At 34.3% G+C, this 20,163-nt stretch carries 5 protein-coding genes; all 5 read left to right on the top strand.

The features are described 5' to 3' along the window. Nucleotides 1–151 precede the first annotated feature (151 nt). The 5 genes from QWY99_RS20600 (at nt 152) to QWY99_RS20620 (ending at nt 20,127) form a co-directional block, all read left to right on the top strand. Nucleotides 152–14,773 carry a T9SS type B sorting domain-containing protein gene (locus QWY99_RS20600; RefSeq protein ID WP_290267613.1) on the top strand — a complete coding sequence of 4,874 codons (14,622 nt, stop codon included), beginning with the start codon at nt 152–154 and terminating at the stop codon, nt 14,771–14,773. A 41-nt stretch (nt 14,774–14,814) separates the two neighbouring features. Then, a complete protein-coding gene (locus tag QWY99_RS20605) occupies nt 14,815–15,789 on the top strand; it encodes a PorP/SprF family type IX secretion system membrane protein (protein WP_290267614.1) in 975 nt (324 codons plus the stop codon). 168 nt (nt 15,790–15,957) lie between these two features. Beyond that, nucleotides 15,958–17,145: a phosphoglycerate kinase gene (locus QWY99_RS20610; RefSeq protein WP_290267616.1), complete on the top strand. Its 1,188-nt coding sequence runs from the start codon at nt 15,958–15,960 to the stop codon at nt 17,143–17,145. Between the two features lie 107 nt (nt 17,146–17,252). Next, a complete protein-coding gene (locus tag QWY99_RS20615) occupies nt 17,253–19,094 on the top strand; it encodes a LysM peptidoglycan-binding domain-containing protein (protein ID WP_290267618.1) in 1,842 nt (613 codons plus the stop codon). Between the two features lie 55 nt (nt 19,095–19,149). Beyond that, nucleotides 19,150–20,127, top strand: a complete 978-nt coding sequence (locus tag QWY99_RS20620; protein WP_290267620.1) for a DUF4837 family protein — start codon at nt 19,150–19,152, stop codon at nt 20,125–20,127. The last annotated feature ends 36 nt before the right edge of the window (nt 20,128–20,163 follow it).

Consider the following 20,163-nt stretch of genomic DNA (forward strand, 5'->3'; position numbering starts at 1 on the left):
ATTATTGTATAAAATTATAAAAAGTTCCAGGTAAATTAGCTTCTGTTTTTTTGAAGATTATATTCCTGAATAAATATTTTAGAGTGCCGTTTGCACTATTTTTCTTAAACCCCATCTGAAAAATAGTGCAAATTATTAAATGAAAAATACCATGAAAAAACCTACTGTTTTAAAGATTGCCTTATTTACTTTGATATTATTACAAAGTATTATTTCTCATTCTCAAAATTTTAAAGATTTTGCGCCCAGGTACAATAATGAAAATTTGCGAGGTGATATCCTTTTGATCGGGAACAGCATCCTAAATAGAGATACGAGCGATCGCAGGGGTGGTGATGGTCCAGATGTTCCTTATACGGGGAAGGACGGTAACCATAATTTTAATATGAAATATATTGATATTGATGGAGATCCTGATACATTTAATTCAAGTAGTGCGTCATTAGCCTTACCAGATGCAGCTTGTTCTAAAGTGGTATACGCTGGATTGTACTGGAGTGCTGTTACTAGAGACAAAACTAGCAGACCAAAGCCAATAGATAAGGTTAAATTTAAAATGCCTGGTGGGAGCTATATTGATATACAAGGAACCGTTATTTATGATGCAAAAAACTCAGTAATTGGTTCTAGTTATCCTTATGCTTCTTATGCTAATGTTACAGATTATTTTACCAAATCACCTAGGCCAAACCCTCAGGGAGTTTATACAGTAGCCAATGTTTCAACTGCAGAGGGTTCTAATTCTAATAGTAGTACAAATACAGGACTATCTGCAGGATGGTCATTATTTATTGTATATGAAAATGCAACTTTGCCAGCAAAAGCAATCACTTCATTTGATGGATTTAGTGCGATTGATGCTTCTAATAATTTAGATATAGAAGTTTCTGGATTTAAAGCAATTAAAGATGGTCCAGTTAGAGCAAAATTTGCTTTTTCAGCATTAGAGGGAGATTTGCCAATAGTGGGAGATTTTTTAGCTATTAATGGAGTGGCATTGGTACCACCAGAAAGACCAACAGTAGATGGGAAATGGGAAGAGAAGCCGTTTTGGATTGGTGGGAAGTGGGAGTGGCATTGGGTTTGGACAGAAAAGTATAATTTCTTCAATAGTACAGTTACTTCATTAGGTAGTATTCTTAATAATAGAACTCCAAATAGTTCCAATACATTAGGTTTTGATGCGGGAGTCTTCGAAGTAAATAATCCTGCAACCACAGCACATCCAGGAGGATATGTAATTAAAAACGGCGACACCTCTGCAAAAATAAGTTTAGGGAGTACTGGAGATGTCTATTTTTATTATTTCAATGCTTTTGCTATAGAGATTATTGCTCCAAGGATTGTTCTTGTTAAAAAAGTAATAGGGACAGATGAAAATGGTAAGGATTATGACGCTAGCAATAAGAATATTGGGATAGATAAAGATTTAAAATACGAAATAGAGTTTCAAAATAAAGGAAACGATGATGCTGTAAATTTTACGATTACAGATGTATTGCCACATAATATTATTTTTGATGAAAAAAAGGATATTTTGTACAAGAGCCCTGGAGTAACAGTTGCTTCATATGATAAGGCTACAAGAACAATAGTATTTAATATTGATCCTATTTTAGTTAAGGCAAAAGGTGGAATTAGTAGTATCAAATTTAGAGTAAAAACTATTAAAGATTGTGAATCATTAACAGATGCCTGCTCTAATGTTATTAAAAATACTGCAAGTTCAAAGTATAAAGGAGTAATTAATCCAACTCAAGTTGGAGGTGACAGTCTTGCATCAGAAGAAGGATGTGATGTTGGAGAACCTTCAGCAACAAATTTCCTTATCGGACTTGATAAATGTAAATTTGAACAAACATTATTCCTTTGTGGTACTGTTAAACTAAAAGCAGGAGGGGGATATAAAACGTATGTGTGGACAGATGATAAAGGAGTCGTATTTGGTGGGAATAACCAAGAAGTGACAGTTACTAAGTCAGGAACATATACAGTAGTCACTACTGCTACTTCTCCATGTTTAGGAATACAACAAAAGTTTATAGTTAAGGATTATGCAGCAAATATTAATAATAATCCTATTAACAATTTTGCAGACAATATTGATCCAGATACTGGATTACCTTTTATATGTAAAAATGATTTAAAACCATTTCCTAAAATATTTTTATGTGGTAAAAACGCAACTAAAACTATTGAAACAGAAATTACAGGTGCAACTAGTATCGTTTGGCAAGAAACGAATGATCCACCACCAGCAAGTTTAAGTGATCTTTGTCCAGACGTTACTGCTCAAAATTGGAAACAAGTAGAAGTAGGTCCAACCTATACAGCTAACAAAGCAGGTACATTTAGACTAGTTGTTACTTATGGTAATTCATGTGTTAATACCTATTATTTTAATGTGACCCAAAGTTTATTAGATCCTACTTTTATCAAGGAAGATATTGTTTGTGGGACAAAAGGAAGTATAACAGTAACTAACCCTAAACCAAATGACGGATTAGGTTATGTGTACAGTTTGGATGGAAAAACGTACCAAGATTCAAATGTTTTTGATGATGTTGCTGAAGGAAGATACACAGTTCATATAAAAACAAACGCTGTTGATAATAAATTTGAAAAGTGTATATATACAGTGGATGTTACAATTTCTGAATTAAAATTCTCAACTACTGTTGAAACAACAGATCCACTTTGTATTGGAGAATTAGGTACAATAAAAGCCACTGCTAATGGAGTAAACGGTGCTTACCAATTTAGAGTTTTTGATTCTTTAAATGGAGATCTAAAAGGAGATTCAGGACAAATTGCTGATCCTACAAACTTTCATCTTTTTACAGGTATTGCTCCAGGTAAATATAATGTTGAAATTACTTCGGAAGATGGATGTAAGGAAGTCAAAAATGTTACAATCAATGATTATACATTAAAGGCTACAGCAACAATTACAAAACCACTTACTTGTGAAGATGGAGAGATTACTGTGGTAGTAACAGGAGGAAAACCAGTAGCTGGTACTCCACCGTATTATTATTATTATGTTAATGAAATAACCACTCCTTTTACAAACCCTGTTATTAGTATGCCTACAGCAGGAAAGTATGATATAGTTGTTGTAGATGGAGAAGGTTGTAGTGTTACAATTCCGACTATCATAGTTAAAGATAATATAAAACCAACAGCTACTATTGCTAAGAAAGATATTGATTGTTTTGGTAGTGAGACAGGAGAAATTTCAATTTCTTTAGATATTACTGATTCACCATATACTGCAACATATAGTATTAATGGTACAGCTGGTCCATTTAGTGCAATCAATCCGATAAAAAATTTACCTGTTGGAGATTATGATGTTGTAGTAAAATATACGTTTGACAATATAGACTGCTTTGATGAATCTAAAATTATAACAATAGGTGGCTCTACTTCAGCTTTAACAGCCGCTGCAGGAATCTCTGAACTATCAGGTTGTGGACCTAAAGGAAATGAGTTGCAAGGGAAAGTTAGAATTACAAATGCGGAAGGAGGAACGCCTTTTGCAGCACCAAATTTATACAAATATAGCTTTGATGATCAAAAAACGTGGATAGATTCAAATGAAGCCTACATTGACCCTAGACCAACTCCATATACTTTTTATATAAAAGATGCGGCAGGTTGTGTTTTTCCAATGGCAGGTATTATTTTAAAGAAAAAACCAGATGCTCCTACAATAGAGGTTTCAACACCTACTTTTAGTTGTGACGGAAATGCATCAACAACTGTTACGGTTACCAATACGGGTGGAAATGAATATGAGTATGTTTATTTATTTAATGGAGTAGAAAATAAAAATAATCCACCGAATGTTTTTATTAACGTACCTCCTTCAACTCCAGGAAATCCACATAAAATATCAGTTAATTATAAACTGGTTTCAGCACCAACTTATAGTAATTTATTACTTGAAGATTTTGGAGTTAAAGCAAATATTAATTCTCCAGATACACAATCTCCGGGTATTAATAAGGCTTTTTGTTTTGAGAGACAAGTTGAAGCAACTAAATGTAATAATGATAAACTCTTTGGAAATGGAGAATATACAGTAACCAATTCTCTTAAAAATAATCCATACCCAGGATGGCATAACCCTGCTAGTCATTACGATCCAAGTAAGCCTATGCCTACGGACAATCATTTACGTAAATATTTAGCAGTTGATGCTGGAACGGCTATTCCTAACAATGCCGTACTGTATAGAAAAACAATTAAAGATATAATAAAAGGCCAGCCAATACAGGTTCGATTTTTTGCAACCAATTTATTAAAATTTGGAAATACACAACCAGATGCTTCTCTTACAGTAGAATTACAAAATAGTGCAGGAGTTGCGTTATCTCACCAATCTACTGGTAAAATACCAAAAACGGATGGTTGGGTAGAGTACATCAGAACGATTGATCCAGGTGATAATACTACATTGGACTTTGTATTACGACTTGAAGTTTCTCAGATAGATGGAATAGATTTCGCGGTTGATGATATAGAAGTATATCAATTACCAAAATCATGTTTATCAACGCAAGTGTTTGATGTTGTTGTAGATCCAGATAGAAAATTTAGTGCAGCCGTTAAAAATATTGTTAGCACAAAATGTAAAGGAAATAAAGACGGAAGTGTAACAATATTTGCATACAATTTTGATACTACCAATGGATTTGAATATTCTATAGATAAAGGACTTAATTGGATTAATTCTAAAACACAAGAGACTATTGTTTCAGGATTGGCCGAAGGTCCTCAGGATATAAGAGTGCGTTTCAGTAAGGATGTAACTGGATGTAATTTTAATTTTACCCCTAGCATAGGCTCACCAGATGCGTTTGTAGTTGATGCTAATGCTACAGCTGCCAATTGTTTAGAAGGTGCTAAAGTTACCGCAAGCGCAATTGGGGGTACAGGAGCATACACTTTTACACTAACAGATTCTGCAACACCACCTAATGTAGTTAATTTTCCAAGTGATGGAATATTAACTAAAGTTGCACCAGGAACTTACATCGTTTCAGGTGTAGATGCTAATGGTTGTTCAGATAATAAAGACACGGCCTTAGTTATTGATGCTCCAATACCTCCAAAAGCAAAAATTGAACAAAATACAGGTTTATGTTTTAACGGAAGTACAGCAACGCTAACAGTTACTATTACCGATGGTGTAGATCCTTATTATTACCAAGTTAAATATAATGGAGGAACATATAGTGATAAAATTCAAGTAAACGGGACTTTATTTAATTACCAAGCAAATGCTACAGGAACATACGATTTTTTAATTACCGATAATTTTGGATGTACAGCTTTAGCTGTGGGTGAAACAATTAACCCAATACTTACAGCAGAAGCATTTACGACTTCTTCTTTAGCATGTGTTGATCCTAAAAAAGCAGTAATTGAAGTAACAATTAAAGACGGAACTGGTCCATTTACTTATATAGTTAAAAATAGTGCTGGTAACCAAGTAGCTACTAGTACAGCACCTATTCCAGGTCCTAAATTCACATATGAAGCAAGTACTGCAGGTACATATACGTTTGAGATTACAGACAAAAACGGGTGTACAACAAAAGCAGAGGGAACTGTAGCAGCAATTACAAATCCAGATGTTACAGCAACACCAACAAACCCAAAATGTAAAGGTGAAAGCAATGGATCTGTAACATTGTTAGGTTCATTGGGTTCTGGCAGTTATAAATATAAATTTAATTCAACCAGTTTTACTGATGAAACTATTTATACTGGTTTAAAAGCAGGAGTTAGTTATCCATATCAGGTTATGGATACTAATGGGTGTGTTTCGGAAGTGAAATACATCGAGTTATCTGAACCGGATGTAATAACACCTACGGTTCGTATATCAGAACAATATACTTGTGAACACAAAGCTACAATTACAGCCTCTGCAACAGGAGGTAATGGAACGACTTATACTTACGTTTTAAATATTACCAGAAATAGTGTAACAACTACAAAAACAAACACTACAGGTATATTTGAAGATTTAACTGATGGAAGTTATTCAGTTACAATTAGCGATAGCAAAGGATGTACTGTTACCGAAACTGGTGTTACTATCGCAAAGTTAGATCCACCTACGGCAATGGTAATTAAAAATACAGATCTTAAATGTCCATCTAATGAAGTAGAAGTTGAAATAACTAGTGTAACAGGAGGAACGTTACCGTTTCAATATGCAATACAGCCAGCAGTAGGAGCAACAATAAGTTGGCAACCAGAGAATAAATTTGAAAAATTAGCTCCAGATACGTATACATTTATGGTTAAAGATGCCAAAGGATGTATTTACTCAGCTCCACATACTATTAATCCTTTAGTACCAGCCGTTATAAGAGGCGAGGTAGTTAAAGATGTTTCTTGTTTAGGAGAATTAAATGGTAAGGCAAAATTTACAATTACAGGTTTGGGTAATGATGTTGATTACTCGTATACAATTGATGGTGGGACTGTAGTTACAGGAAAAACACTTCCTGCTCCAGCATCAACAACACTTATTGTAAATGCAGATAATCTAGCAAAAGGCGAGCATACATTAACTCTTACGGTTACAGCAACAAATTGTCCGTATTCAGGTAAAGTGGAAATCTTAGCTCCGGATGATGAATTTAAAATAACGCCAACAACAGTTACACCACAAACTTGTATTACTCTAGGTAAAGCTGTGGTTAATACAACAGGAGGTTGGGGAGGTAATAGATATACTATTACACTACCTGATGGAACAACAAAAGTGGGACCACAAGACAGTAACACTTTTACAAATTTAACTGCTACAGGGGAGTATAATGTACTTGTAGTAAATTCAAAAGGTTGTGAGGTTACAGGTGTGTTTACATTAGATCCAATAGTTGAGCCTAAAGCTGATATTGATGCTACTTCAGACTTATGTTATGATTTGGTTAATAAAGCAACTATAGTTGTAAAACCAGCTATTGATCCATCTCCAACATACGTATATAGTATTGATGGAGGAATTAATTATCAACCTTCGGGAACATTTTCTGATTTAATTCCAGGAGATTATGTTGTAAGAGTTTGGGATAAAGCAACGGGTTGTAAAATTGATTTACCATCTAAGACAATTGCCAAACAATTAACGGCATCAGTAAAAGTTACAAAAGAGGTTGATTGTACTACTACACCAGATGTTATCATTGCAGGTGAAGTATTTGAAGGTACTGCGCCTTACACTTATACCGTATCTGTAAATGGTGTTGCAGAGCCTGGTGTTACAGATATAACCGATAATAAATTCTTGTATACAAACGTTGTTGCCACAACAGCTAATGGTAATACAGAATATATATTTGAAATAAAGGATGCAATTGGATGTATAACGACTTCTACAGTTATTGTAAAACCAAAAACAGATCCTGTATTCACGGCTACAGCAAATTCTAGTATTTTATGTAATGGTGCTGATTCAGGCTCAATTACTGTAGATATAGACACTAATTTTGGAGTTGGTCCTTATGTAATAGATGTTTACAACAAAACTACTAGTACCCCTTATTTTACACAAACAACAGGGCTTCCTGCTGGTGAGTATAGGGTTACAGTAACAGATTCAAAATCTTGTTCTTTTATAAAGGATGAAGATATTAGTATTGTGGAACCGGATCCTATTGTTGCAGAATACAGGGTTACACCTATTACTTGTGGTGCAAATGGGGTTTCATTAGGAAAAATTTTTATTGATCGTGTTACTGGAGGTACAAAAAACTACACTTACCATGTAACTGGGCTTAATTATAACGAAGAGCGTCCAGATAAAGATGGTTCAGGGGAATTTTTTGAAATTGTAGATTTTGGTTACTATGAAATTACAATCACAGATAAAAATGGATGTTCAAAAGTTATATCTGATATATTAGTAGCATCTCCTCCGGATGATTTAGATATTGAAGTAAAAGCACCACCTGCGGATTGTTCTACTGGAGGTAGCGCTGTCGTATCTATTGGCCTGCCTGTTACTGGAGGAACTATTACTGGAGATGGCCCTTTTTATTTTGCTATTTATGATGGTAGTAAACCAAATTTCCCTGATCCGGTTGGTGCATTTGCTTGGTTGCCTGAAGATGGGCCTAAAAGTAAGAAAGCAACTTTCAATAATTTAACTCCTGGGGTTAAATATACTTTTATTGTATACGATAGTGATGCTGCTCATGGTGGTACAGGTAGTGGATGTTATTATTATGAAACAGCTGAAGAAAAAATCCCTACTAATTCTGATTTAGAAATAGATAATTTACAAGCTAAAAATATTACTTGTTTAGGCGCTGACAATGGTAATGTAACGTTAAAAGTTTCTAGCCCTTATACAGTACCAACAGATGTTAATTATCAGATTTTCAATGAATTAACATTAGCACCAATGGGAGGGATAGGAACAGGTATAGTACCTGCTGCTACAGTACCAAAAGCGTATTTAGAAATAGATAATTTTGGGAATCTTCCATTTGGTAATTACTTTGTTTTGGTAACAGAAGTTCTAGATAGAACTACTTCACCTATTAAAACTGCATGTAGTGTAGCTAGTCTTAAATTTAAAATAACAGGTTCAGTTACAGCTTTAGAGCTTAAAGCTGAGTCAACTAAAAATGCTAATTGTAATCCAAATCAAGGTATAGTTGTAGCTTTCGCAGAAGGTGGAACTACTTTCGCAGCTGTAGTTGCTGTACCAGCTATACCGGGAGTACCAGCTACACCGGGAGTACCTGCAATTCCGGCGAAACCAGCAATTCCAGCTTCACCAGCGATTCCTTATTTGTATCAAATAGTTGTTGATAATTTACCTTTAGGTGAAGGTACTGAGGATAATAGACCTTCGGAAGCATCTTTTGATATTGATCCACATCCATCAAACACTTTTAATGTTGAAGCAGGAAATTATTTGGTATATGTTCGTGATGCTTATGGTTGTATTACCTCTAAACCAGTTACAGTGGAATTAGACGCTTCACCTGTAATTACTGCTGATATAGATCCAAGTTTATGTACAGCAACTAATGGTAATTATACGATAAATGTAAATATAACTACGCTTGGTGTAGGGCCATATACGTATAGTTTAAATGGAGGTAATTATGTTTCTACTCAAACAGCACCATTATTTACAATATCTAATTTGGGTGCTGGGAAATACAAAATTAAAGTTAAAGACCTAAATGGTTGTATCAGTAATGAAGTTGAATTAGAAATTTTTCAACCGTTAGACCTTAAAGCAAGTTTTACAACGCCACCTGTTTGTGAAAATGCCGATGGTACAATCACAGCAGTTGCTACTTATGGATCAGGTGATTTCGAGTTTATTCTTGTAAATAAAGCGACACCTACTATTAAAGTAACTCAACCAACAGGTATTTTCGAAAATTTAGCTGCCGGAAGTTATACTGTTACTGTTATAGATAAAATTACCACTTGTGATAAATCTGTAGATGTTGATCTTCCTCTTCCTACACTAGTAGTATTAGTAAAAGAAGATATAGTTACAACAGCACCTTATTGTACGAATCCTGTAGGGGTTCCAGCTCAAGGAAACGACAGCAACGGAACAATTAAAGTTAATCTACAAGCCGTTAACAATAATCCGGAGTATAAATATATCCTAACTCCAGTTGCAGACCCAGTAGCAGGACTTAAAACGAACATACATGGTTACTTTGATGGACTAGCTGCGGGAGATTATGACGTTACTGTAAAATCTGGAAGAGGTTGTGCAGAAACGATCAGAGTTAACATTAAAGCGCCAACACCAGTTTCTGCAACAGTTGTTCAGGATGAGTTTAAATGTGATACAAATGTATTAAAAGACATAATCGTTACTATTACTCCAGAAGGAGGAGCAGCTAACGGAGATATCACAAAATATAAATATAGTAAGGATAATAATGTTTGGGTTGATAGCAACACATTCAATGTTATAGATACTGAAGCACCTCAAACAATTACTTATTATGTAAAAGATGCTAATAATTGTGTATTTAGTAAGGAGATTACAATTGCTCCATTCCCTAAATTAACTGCTCCTACGGTTAAGTTAAGTACGACCTTAATAGATTGTGTTAACAAACAGCAAGAAATTGACGTTACTATAAATGGAGGGTCAAATACTCTAGATCCGTTCGAATACCAAGTATATATAAATGGTGTTCTTGATTCAGCACCAAGACAAACGGTAGCTGGAAACACATTTACATACCTAGCTAAAACAGCGGGAGCTACATATCAATTCGAAATTTTTGATATAAAAACGACTTGTAGTATTCTATCTGATATTGTATCTGTTCCATTATTTAATAAAATAGAAGTAGTAGCCTATGCATCTACTCAAGTAGGATGTAAAGGAGAATTTTCAGGACAAATAGCTATTGATATTAGTGGTTATGAAGGAAGTTATAATTACCAAATTCTTGTAGGAGGGGTAGCGAATACCGTTCTTAGCGGATCAGGTCATACGGATGTTAATCCTTTTGTACTTCCTCATTTGTTAGCAGCAGGTACAGACTACACAGTTGTAGTAACAGAAACTGAATTCCCATCGTGTGAGAAGACTTCTAATGTGGTTATTATTACTGAACCAGTTGAGGAATTGAAGCTTATTGAAGTTACAAATATTCCCCAAAATTGTAATACTGCAGGAGCGGTACTAACAGTTAAAACGGTTACTGGTGGAACTCTTGATTATACATACGGATTTGCACCTAGAGGTACTCGTTATGAAGACGTTGTTTTTTCTGAAGTTCCAACTATAATAATTCCTGTAACAAAACTAACGGCTCCACTTGAGCAATGGGATGTTTATGTAAGAGATAAGAATGGTTGTTATGTTTCTAAAATAGAAACTATTAAGGCAGACCCAATTCCATCAAACATTAAAGCTAGAGTAGCTAGTCAGTGTTTTAATCTTTTAGATCCTATAACAAAAGAGTATGTAATAAATGTTACTGCTGATGGAGTTGGACCTTTTGAATATAGTTTAGATGGTTTTAATTTCAAACCGAGTCCATTAACTGTAAAATCGCCAGGAGAGTATACTGTATATGCAAGAGATGCAAACGGATGTAGTGATAACGTAAAAGCAGCATTTACAATCTTGGATCCATTAGGATTATCGGCAGAAATTACAACTTACCCAACTTGTAATGATGATAAAGGAGTAATTACTCTAACTGGAACTGGAGGTACAGTTTCACCAACAACTAGTTACCAATATGCTATTGGTACTGATAGTTTTGATATCAAAAATGTCTTTGGAGGTCTTTCGCCAGGAACACATACATTTTGGATTAAAGACATGATCACAAGTTGTACTACAAGTATCACAAAAGAAATACCTGTAGCAACTGATATTATTATTGCAAAAGCTGATTTAACACCAACTCACGTTTCTTGTAATGGAGGAACAGATGGTACTATTACAGTTGCTTTAAATGCAGGAAATAATAACCCTGATTATAAGTTTAGTTTAGAGGGAGTTAAAGGTCATACAAGAATTGCTCAAGCGAGTCCTTTCTTTAAAGACTTACCAGCAGATACCTATACAATAACAGTTATTTCAGGTAGAGGTTGTAAAGGATCTGCAACAACAGTAGTTGAAGAACCAACAGCTATTAGAATTTCTACTCCAGCTGTAACTCAATTTGCTTGTACTGGAGGTACGAATACGTCTAATACTGCTACAATCGTTGTAACAGCTACAGATGGTACACCAGATAATGGTGATTACAAATATGTATTTATTAAAAATGGTGCTACGACTGCAGACAATATAATTGTTCAATCAGGAAAAGAAAATACGTACACAGAGCTTGGTTTAACAGGTGGTAGCTATACTATAACTGTTTCTGATAAAAATAACTGTTCAGATAGTACTACAGCAACGATTAATCCATTTATGAGTATCGATGATGTTGTTATTACGGTGGTTGATGTAATTACATGTACCAATAACGGTCAGAATATTAAAGTTGTTCCAACTACAACAGGAATTGGAGTAGCACCAGCTTTTGTGTATTCTATCACTGATGAGAATGGTAACAAAAAAACTGATCCAACAGGAACAGGAGTATTTAATGACTTACCAGTAGGACAATATCTTATTACGGTATTTAATCCTGAAACACTTTGTAGTTTACAAAGACCGCATAGCGTAAATGCACCAAATACATTTAGCTTAGTAGCTAGTAATGTTGTTAATATTACGTGTTTTGGTAACGCAGACGGAAGTATTGAATTTACTTTGGTAGATTCTAAACTAACTCCAACTGCTCTACCTAATGGGTTTGATTATGTAATTACTGGGCCAATGGCAACACCAATTACAGCTACAAGTCTAAATCATGGGCCAATTAAAATTGATAATTTGCAAGCAGGTTTATACAAGATAGTGGCTACTTTAAAAGATTCACCATTTTGTCCAGTAGAGGCTGATTTTACAATTGCAGGACCAATTTCTGCATTGGAACTAGATGGGTTTCATACAGATATTACTTGTGAAGCAAATAATAATGGAATCATCACAGCTTGGGCAACAGGTGGTTGGTATGGGACATATGAATTCCAATTGGAGTTAAAAGGAGCTCCTGGAATAGCAGTTGAACCATGGTCATGGACTACGATGCATAATTTTACAGATTTAGGCCCTGGTGATTATGTTGTAAAACTTAGAGATCTTGGTAAATGTGAGGTTTCTAAAGATGTAACGTTAGCAATTCCAAAAGAAATTACCGCTACAATTGTACCAGATAAACTAGAATTAACTTGTTTTGGTGATAATGGTGCTACGATTACAGTAACTGCAACAGGAGGTTCTGGCAAGTATTTATATACTCTAGAAGCTACATATGCAGATGGAGTAGTAACTAAAAACGGACCACAAGATTCTAATGTGTTTACAGGTTTAGATGCAGCAAGTTACAAGGTTTTCGTTTCAGATAATTGGACTTGTGAAGGTATTTCTTCTTCAATAGAAATTAAAGACCCAGCCAAAGTAAAAGCTTCTTACAACATTAAAACAATCGAAGGTTGTGATAGACCGCCTGTAGTTACGCTAAGTGCAACAGGAGGAACAGGACCTTATAAATATGGTACAGATGGAAATAATTTCTCTGGGTCATTTGCGACATCAACAGATATTAAATTACCAGAAACGACTGTTAAAACGGAGTATATATACTACGTACAAGATGCATTAGGTTGTATAAGTGATGTTGTAAGATTTACTTTTTCACCAGTTCCGGAATTAGTTTTCTCTAAAGTTGATTCGGATGATGTTAACTGTAAAGGATCGAGTACAGGTAGTATCACTGTAACTGCAGCAGGTGGTTTAGGGAATTATATTTATACTTTGTTAGATGCAGCTGGAGCAGAAATCAAGCCTGCAGCGATACAAATCAAACCAGGACAATTTGATAACCTTCCGGCAGGAAATTATTTTGTGAGAGTGAATAGTGATGATTGTAAAACTATTTCAGTACCAGTTTCAATTAATGAGCCTACTACAAGTGTTAGCGCAACAGCTGTTCCTACACATGTAACATGTAATAATTCTACTAACGGAAAAATAGTTGTTAATGCAACAGGTGGTACAGGAGCTCTTAGATATGCTATTTCACCAAACTTCAAAGAATTCTTTGAATCTAATGTTTTTGATAATTTACCAGCAGGTGATTACATTATTTTAGTCGAAGACGAAAATGGATGTCCAGTTGTTTCTCCAGTTACAATTGAAGAGCCACCTATTTTAGATTTTAATCTAATAGCAGGTACTATACTACCAGAATTCTGTGTAGATGATAAAAATGGAGCATTCCAAATTAAAATAATTGGAGGTACAGCGCCATACAGAGTAGCTCTAGATGATGAAAAGGGAACTTATGAGCAAATTTTAGGTGATGAGCATACCTTTATAGGTTTAGTGGGAGGTGTACATACTGTTTACATCAAGGATGCAAATGATTGTGGAAGAGATAAAGAAATTGAAACCCCAGAATCAGTTAAACTGGATCCTATAGCTAGTATCAATACGGACTGTGTGGATAATTTCGGTGCTAATTTTGTTACAATTACTGTTGATCAATCAAATACCAATCCGTTGGATTTGAAATATTCTTTAGACCGAACTGCTCCTCAAGCTAGCAACATATTTGTAAATGTTCCTCAGGGTAGTCACACTGTTACTGTATTACATGCTAATGGTTGTGAGAAAACAACAGTACCATTTATTATTGATGAGGTTCAACCATTAACATTAACATTAGCTGATGGTGGATTAAATGAAATTGTTGCTACAGCTACAGGTGGTGGTGGTAACTACCAATACGCACTAGATGGAGAACCTTACGGATCAGTTAATAAATTCATTATTTACAAATCAGGAACTTACACAGTTACTGTAACAGATAAAAATGGATGTACAGCTACAGCAACAAGATATTTTGAATACATCGATGTTTGTATTCCAAATCACTTTACTCCAAATGGAGATGGCATAAACGATACTTGGGCACCAGGATGTACAGTGAATTACAAAGATTTAACATTCGATATTTTTGATAGATACGGTCGTGTAATTTGCAAGTACAAATTGGGTCAAAAATGGGACGGAAGATACAACGGTAACGAATTGCCATCTGGTGATTACTGGTATGTATTGAAGCTTAATGACAAAAAAGATGACAGAGAGTTTGTTGGACATTTCACTCTTTACAGATAACTAATAACAAAATAATTATGTTATCTAAAATTAAAAATACAATGAAAAAAATTATCATATCATTTCTACTTATGGCTGTAACAACAGGTTACAGCCAGGAGTTAAACTTGCCAGTTTTTACGCAGTATCTAGCCGATAACCCATTTGTAGTATCTTCAACATTTGCAGGTATTGGTGACAATTTAAGAATCCGTGCCAATGGTTTAACACAATGGGTAGGTATCAAGGATGCACCAGACAATCAATCGCTTTATGCCGATTTTAGAATTTTAGATCGTTCGGGAGTGGGAATCTCTCTTTACAACGATAAGAATGGTTACACAAGACAAACAGGAGCCAAAATATCATTTGCGCACCACTTGATTCTTGATTATTATTCGAAGCAATACCTATCATTCGGTATTTCGTATAACATCAATAATTTTAAGATTAACATAAACGAGTTTACTCCAACCTACGAGAATCCATTACCGGATCCAAGTATTACCGATAATCGTTTCGTTTCTAATAACAACTTTGATGTAGGGGTTTTATACCGTAATAAAGGGTTTTATTTAAGTCTTAATGCAAGTAACATCCTAAACAAAGAAATTGATAGATTTGACGGTATAGAGCCTAATTTGCTTCGTAATTATCAAATCTATTCAGGTTATGTTTTTAGAGGTGCAGAGAATAACCGAATCGAGTTTGAACCCTCTGTTTACTACCAAATATTTGCAGGAGATAGTCGTTCAAGTACCGATTTCAACTTTAAGTTCAGACAATACAACCGTTACGAAGATTATTATTGGTTAGGAGTTTCTTATCGATTCTTGAATGACCAGTTTTTTCAGCCATTAATGGTTGGTCCAATGGCAGGATTCAAGAAGTCTGATTTTTACTTCGGTTATTCATACCAAGCTTCGCTTAACCGTATTGGATCCTATAATTCGGGAACACATGTTGTAACCATAGGATTCGATTTCCTTCAAGCAATTAGTAATTGTCCATGTACCCAAAATCCGGTTCGTGATTAATAATTAATTTTAGCTATTTTTTTAGATTTGTGTTTTATTTAAAATAATTATCGAATTACAACGTTTTCGTTTATAGAAAGCTGTGTTTTTTATTTTTATCAAATTTATAACTAAGTTAAAAGTTCTATATTTGTTATTCTTTCAAAAAAAAACTAAAAACTTACCTTGATGAAAACTTTAAAAGATTTTGATTTTAAGAATAAAAAAGCAATAATTCGTGTTGATTTTAACGTGCCATTAGACGAAAATTTTAATGTAACAGATGCAACACGTATAGAAGCAGCAAAGCCTACAATAGATGCAATTTTAGCACAAGGCGGTAGCGTGATTTTAATGTCACACTTAGGAAGACCAAAAGGAGTTGAAGAAAAATACTCTTTAAAACATATTTTAAAAACAGCATCAGAGATCTTAGGTGTTCCAGTACAGTTTGCTACAAATTGTGTTGGAGAAGTAGCCAAAGAAGCTGCTGCAAATTTAAAAGCAGGCGAAGTTTTATTACTAGAAAATTTACGTTTTCACGCCGAAGAAGAAGCAGGAGATGTTGCTTTTGCAAAAGAATTAGCATCACTAGGTGATATCTATGTAAACGATGCTTTCGGAACAGCACATAGAGCACACGCTTCGACAACAATAATTGCCCAATTTTTTCCTAACGAAAAATGTTTCGGAACATTATTGGCCAAAGAAATAGAAAGCTTAAATAAAGTACTTAAAAATAGTGAAAAACCAGTTACAGCAGTTCTAGGTGGTTCTAAAGTTTCTTCGAAAATTACAGTTATCGAAAACATTTTAGACAAAGTAGATCATATGATTATTGGTGGAGGAATGACTTTTACCTTCATTAAAGCACAAGGTGGTAAAGTAGGAAATTCTATTTGTGAAGATGACAAATTAGAATTAGCACTTGAAATTTTGAGATTAGCTAAAGAAAAAGGTGTTCAAATTCATATTCCAGTTGATGTTATTGCTGCAGATGATTTCTCAAATACAGCAAACACACAAGTAGTAGATGTATTTGCAATTCCTGATGGATGGCAAGGTCTTGATGCAGGTCCTAAATCATTAGCAAACTTTGAAAAAGTAATCATGGATTCGAAAACAATCTTATGGAATGGTCCATTAGGAGTTTTTGAAATGGAATCTTTTGCCAAAGGAACAATTGCTTTAGGTGATTATATCGCAGCATCAACAGCAAATGGAGCCTTCTCATTAGTAGGTGGAGGAGATTCTGTAGCTGCTGTAAAACAATTTGGTTTCGAAGAAAAAATGAGTTACGTATCTACCGGAGGTGGTGCAATGTTAGAAATGCTAGAAGGTAAAGTTTTACCTGGAATAGCAGCTATTTTAGACTAACTATCTCATTTTTAACACTTTTTAAAGAGTATTTTAGATTGTAGTTATTAAGTTTGCAAATAATGGCATTATAATTGTTTGAAATATAGCCAGTAGAAATATACATTATGATTGTAAAAAATACCACATTATCAGTACTCCTGTTATCCACAATGGGCTTGTTTGCACAAGAAGTTGCACAAACAAATACCGTTGTAAAACCGGAAATCAAAATTTCGTATTTAGATTCAGTTAAGAAATCTTTCGTAAATGATGAATATGCAAGTCGCGTAGATAGTCTTTGGATGAAAGAATTAGTGAGTTTAGATATTTATGAAGATTTAACAAAAGATATCCAAACCATAAATTCAGATGCAAAGGTAGATTATGAATTGCCAACAGAGTTGCTCAAACAACGATTGGCGGCAATGAACGAGAAATCACCCTTTAACATTCAGTATAATCAAGGGTTGGAAAATATTATAAAGTCATTCTTAAAAAATCGTAAAAAATCATTTTCTCGATTAATGGCTTTATCAGAATATTATTTTCCGATGTTCGAAGAAGCATTTGCTAAACAGAACGTTCCTTTAGAAATAAAATATTTAGCCGTTGTAGAATCTGCTTTAAACCCTAAAGCAGTTTCTAAAATGGGCGCCACAGGACTTTGGCAGTTCATGTACCACACAGGTAAACAATACAATCTAAAAATAGATTCGTTTATCGATGAACGCAGTGATCCTTTAAAAGCCTCAGTTGCAGCTGCCGATTATATGTCAAAGATGTTCAAAATTTTTGGCGATTGGGAACTAGTTCTTGCTTCATACAATTCAGGTCCAGGAAATGTATCAAAAGCCATTCGTCGTTCTGGTGGAAAGAAAACCTATTGGGATATTCGCAACCACTTACCTAAAGAAACACAAGGATATGTTCCCGCTTTTTTAGCAACAATGTATCTTTATGAATACCATAAAGAACACGGTATAAATCCAGATAGAGCTGTTGTACAACATTTTGAAACAGATACGATACGAATTAAAGAGAAGATGACATTCAAGCAAATCTCCAATTTGCTAGATGTTCCCGAAGCACAATTACAGCTTTTAAACCCGTCATATAAACTCAATGTAGTTCCATTTTATCAAGATGAAGAACATTTTTTGAGGTTGCCAAAAGAAAAAGCTTCTGTGTTTGCTTCCAATGAAGATAAGATTTACGCTTACCTGAATTATGATTCAAGTCCGAAATCTAATCAAGTACAAACCTTAATCGCTTCGACCAAAGTAGCTTCGCCTAGATCGACACAAACAGTCGTATCAAAAACACAACTTTATAAAGTTCGTTCAGGTGATAATTTAGGAGCAATTGCAAGTAAATACAATGTTTCAATTGTTCAGTTAAAGAAATGGAATAATCTAAAAAGTAACTCCATTGCTTTAGGAAGAAATTTAAAAATTATTTCTGAAACTAAAATTATTAAGAAAGACATTAATGAAGTGAAATTAGCTCCTGCTGTTGATAAAAAACGTACAGAAGAAGCAATTGCAATTGTTGAAGATAAAAATACGAAAGAACCACAAGCATCACTTTATGTAGTGCAAACAGGAGATAACTTAAGTAGTATTGCAAGAAAACTAAATGTATCGGTTGCTGATTTAAAAGAATGGAACGGATTAACAGCTGAGAACATGGATATGGTAACTCCAATGAAAAAGTTAGTTATCCAATCGAAAGAAGAAGAGTCTGATAACAAACCAGAAGTTTTAGTTGCATCCAACAGCATTGATACTTATAAGAAAAAAGGAACCACTGCAAAAAATAATGCAATTGATTATTATGTAAAAAAAGGAGATTCGCTATATAGCATCGCAAAAAAATATCCAGGGGTAACCATTTCGGATATTAAAAAGTGGAATGATATAGAAAACGGTGATATTAAACCAGGAATGAAACTTAAAATAAACGGATAATCAAAAATTGTATATAAATTTGGGTTTTATTTCAGAACTTAACTAAAAATTAAAAATGAATAAAACCCATTTTTTATTGCTTATAATTCCGTTTATGTTATTCTCATGTCTTAAAAAGAATGAGAGGATACATCAGCACAAGAATAGCAGTAAAATAAACACAATCTCGATTATTATAGATGATCAGTTGTGGTACGGAGAAGTAGGAGACAGCATCCGAAATAAATTTGCTTCACCGGTTGTTGGGCTTATCCAAGAAGAGCCTTTATTTACCATAAATCAATATCCAGCCAAATTATTAGAAGGTTTTATGACCGATGGGCGAAATATTATTGTGGTTAAAAAATCGAATGTTAATAAATTCGAAATTACCAAAAATGTATACACAGCACCTCAGAATGTGTTCCGAATATCAGGAAAATCAGTTTCGGATATTTTAAATGCTTTTGAAATACACACCCCACAGATCATTCGAATCATCAGGGAAACCGAAATTGCTCAATGCCAAAAGATCAACAGTAAATCATTGTTGGATCCAGCCATTCTTAATAACAAGTTTCATATCAAATTAGATGTTCCAACGGGATATCAATATGTGTTGCATAAGCGTAATTTTATTTGGCTTAAAAAAGAAATGGCAAGTGGAAGCACTAGTTTACTCATTTATCAAGTTCCGATAAATAACATAACCAATAGTTCTAATATCGTGGGCAATATTGTGAGAATGCGGGATTCGGTAGGAAGATATATAAAAGGCAGAGAACCCAATACTCGAATGATTACAGAAGAAGCCTATGCGCCTTATTTTTCTAAAATTACCCTTGACGGAAAAACAGCTTACGAAACTAAAGGAACTTGGGATTTAAGAAACGACTTTATGACTGGCCCATTCATTAATTACGCTATTGTTGATAAAGCCTATAATCGTATATTAGTCCTGGAGGGCTTTTGTTATTCTCCTTCGCATGAAGAACGAGACTCAATGTTAGAACTGGAAGCTATTATCAAATCGGTTAAAATTAACAACCGATAATATTTTCTTATTATTAAAACCACATTATACTATTAC

The sequence above is a fragment of the Flavobacterium branchiarum genome, assembly GCF_030409845.1.
In the GTDB taxonomy this organism is placed as follows: domain Bacteria; phylum Bacteroidota; class Bacteroidia; order Flavobacteriales; family Flavobacteriaceae; genus Flavobacterium; species Flavobacterium branchiarum.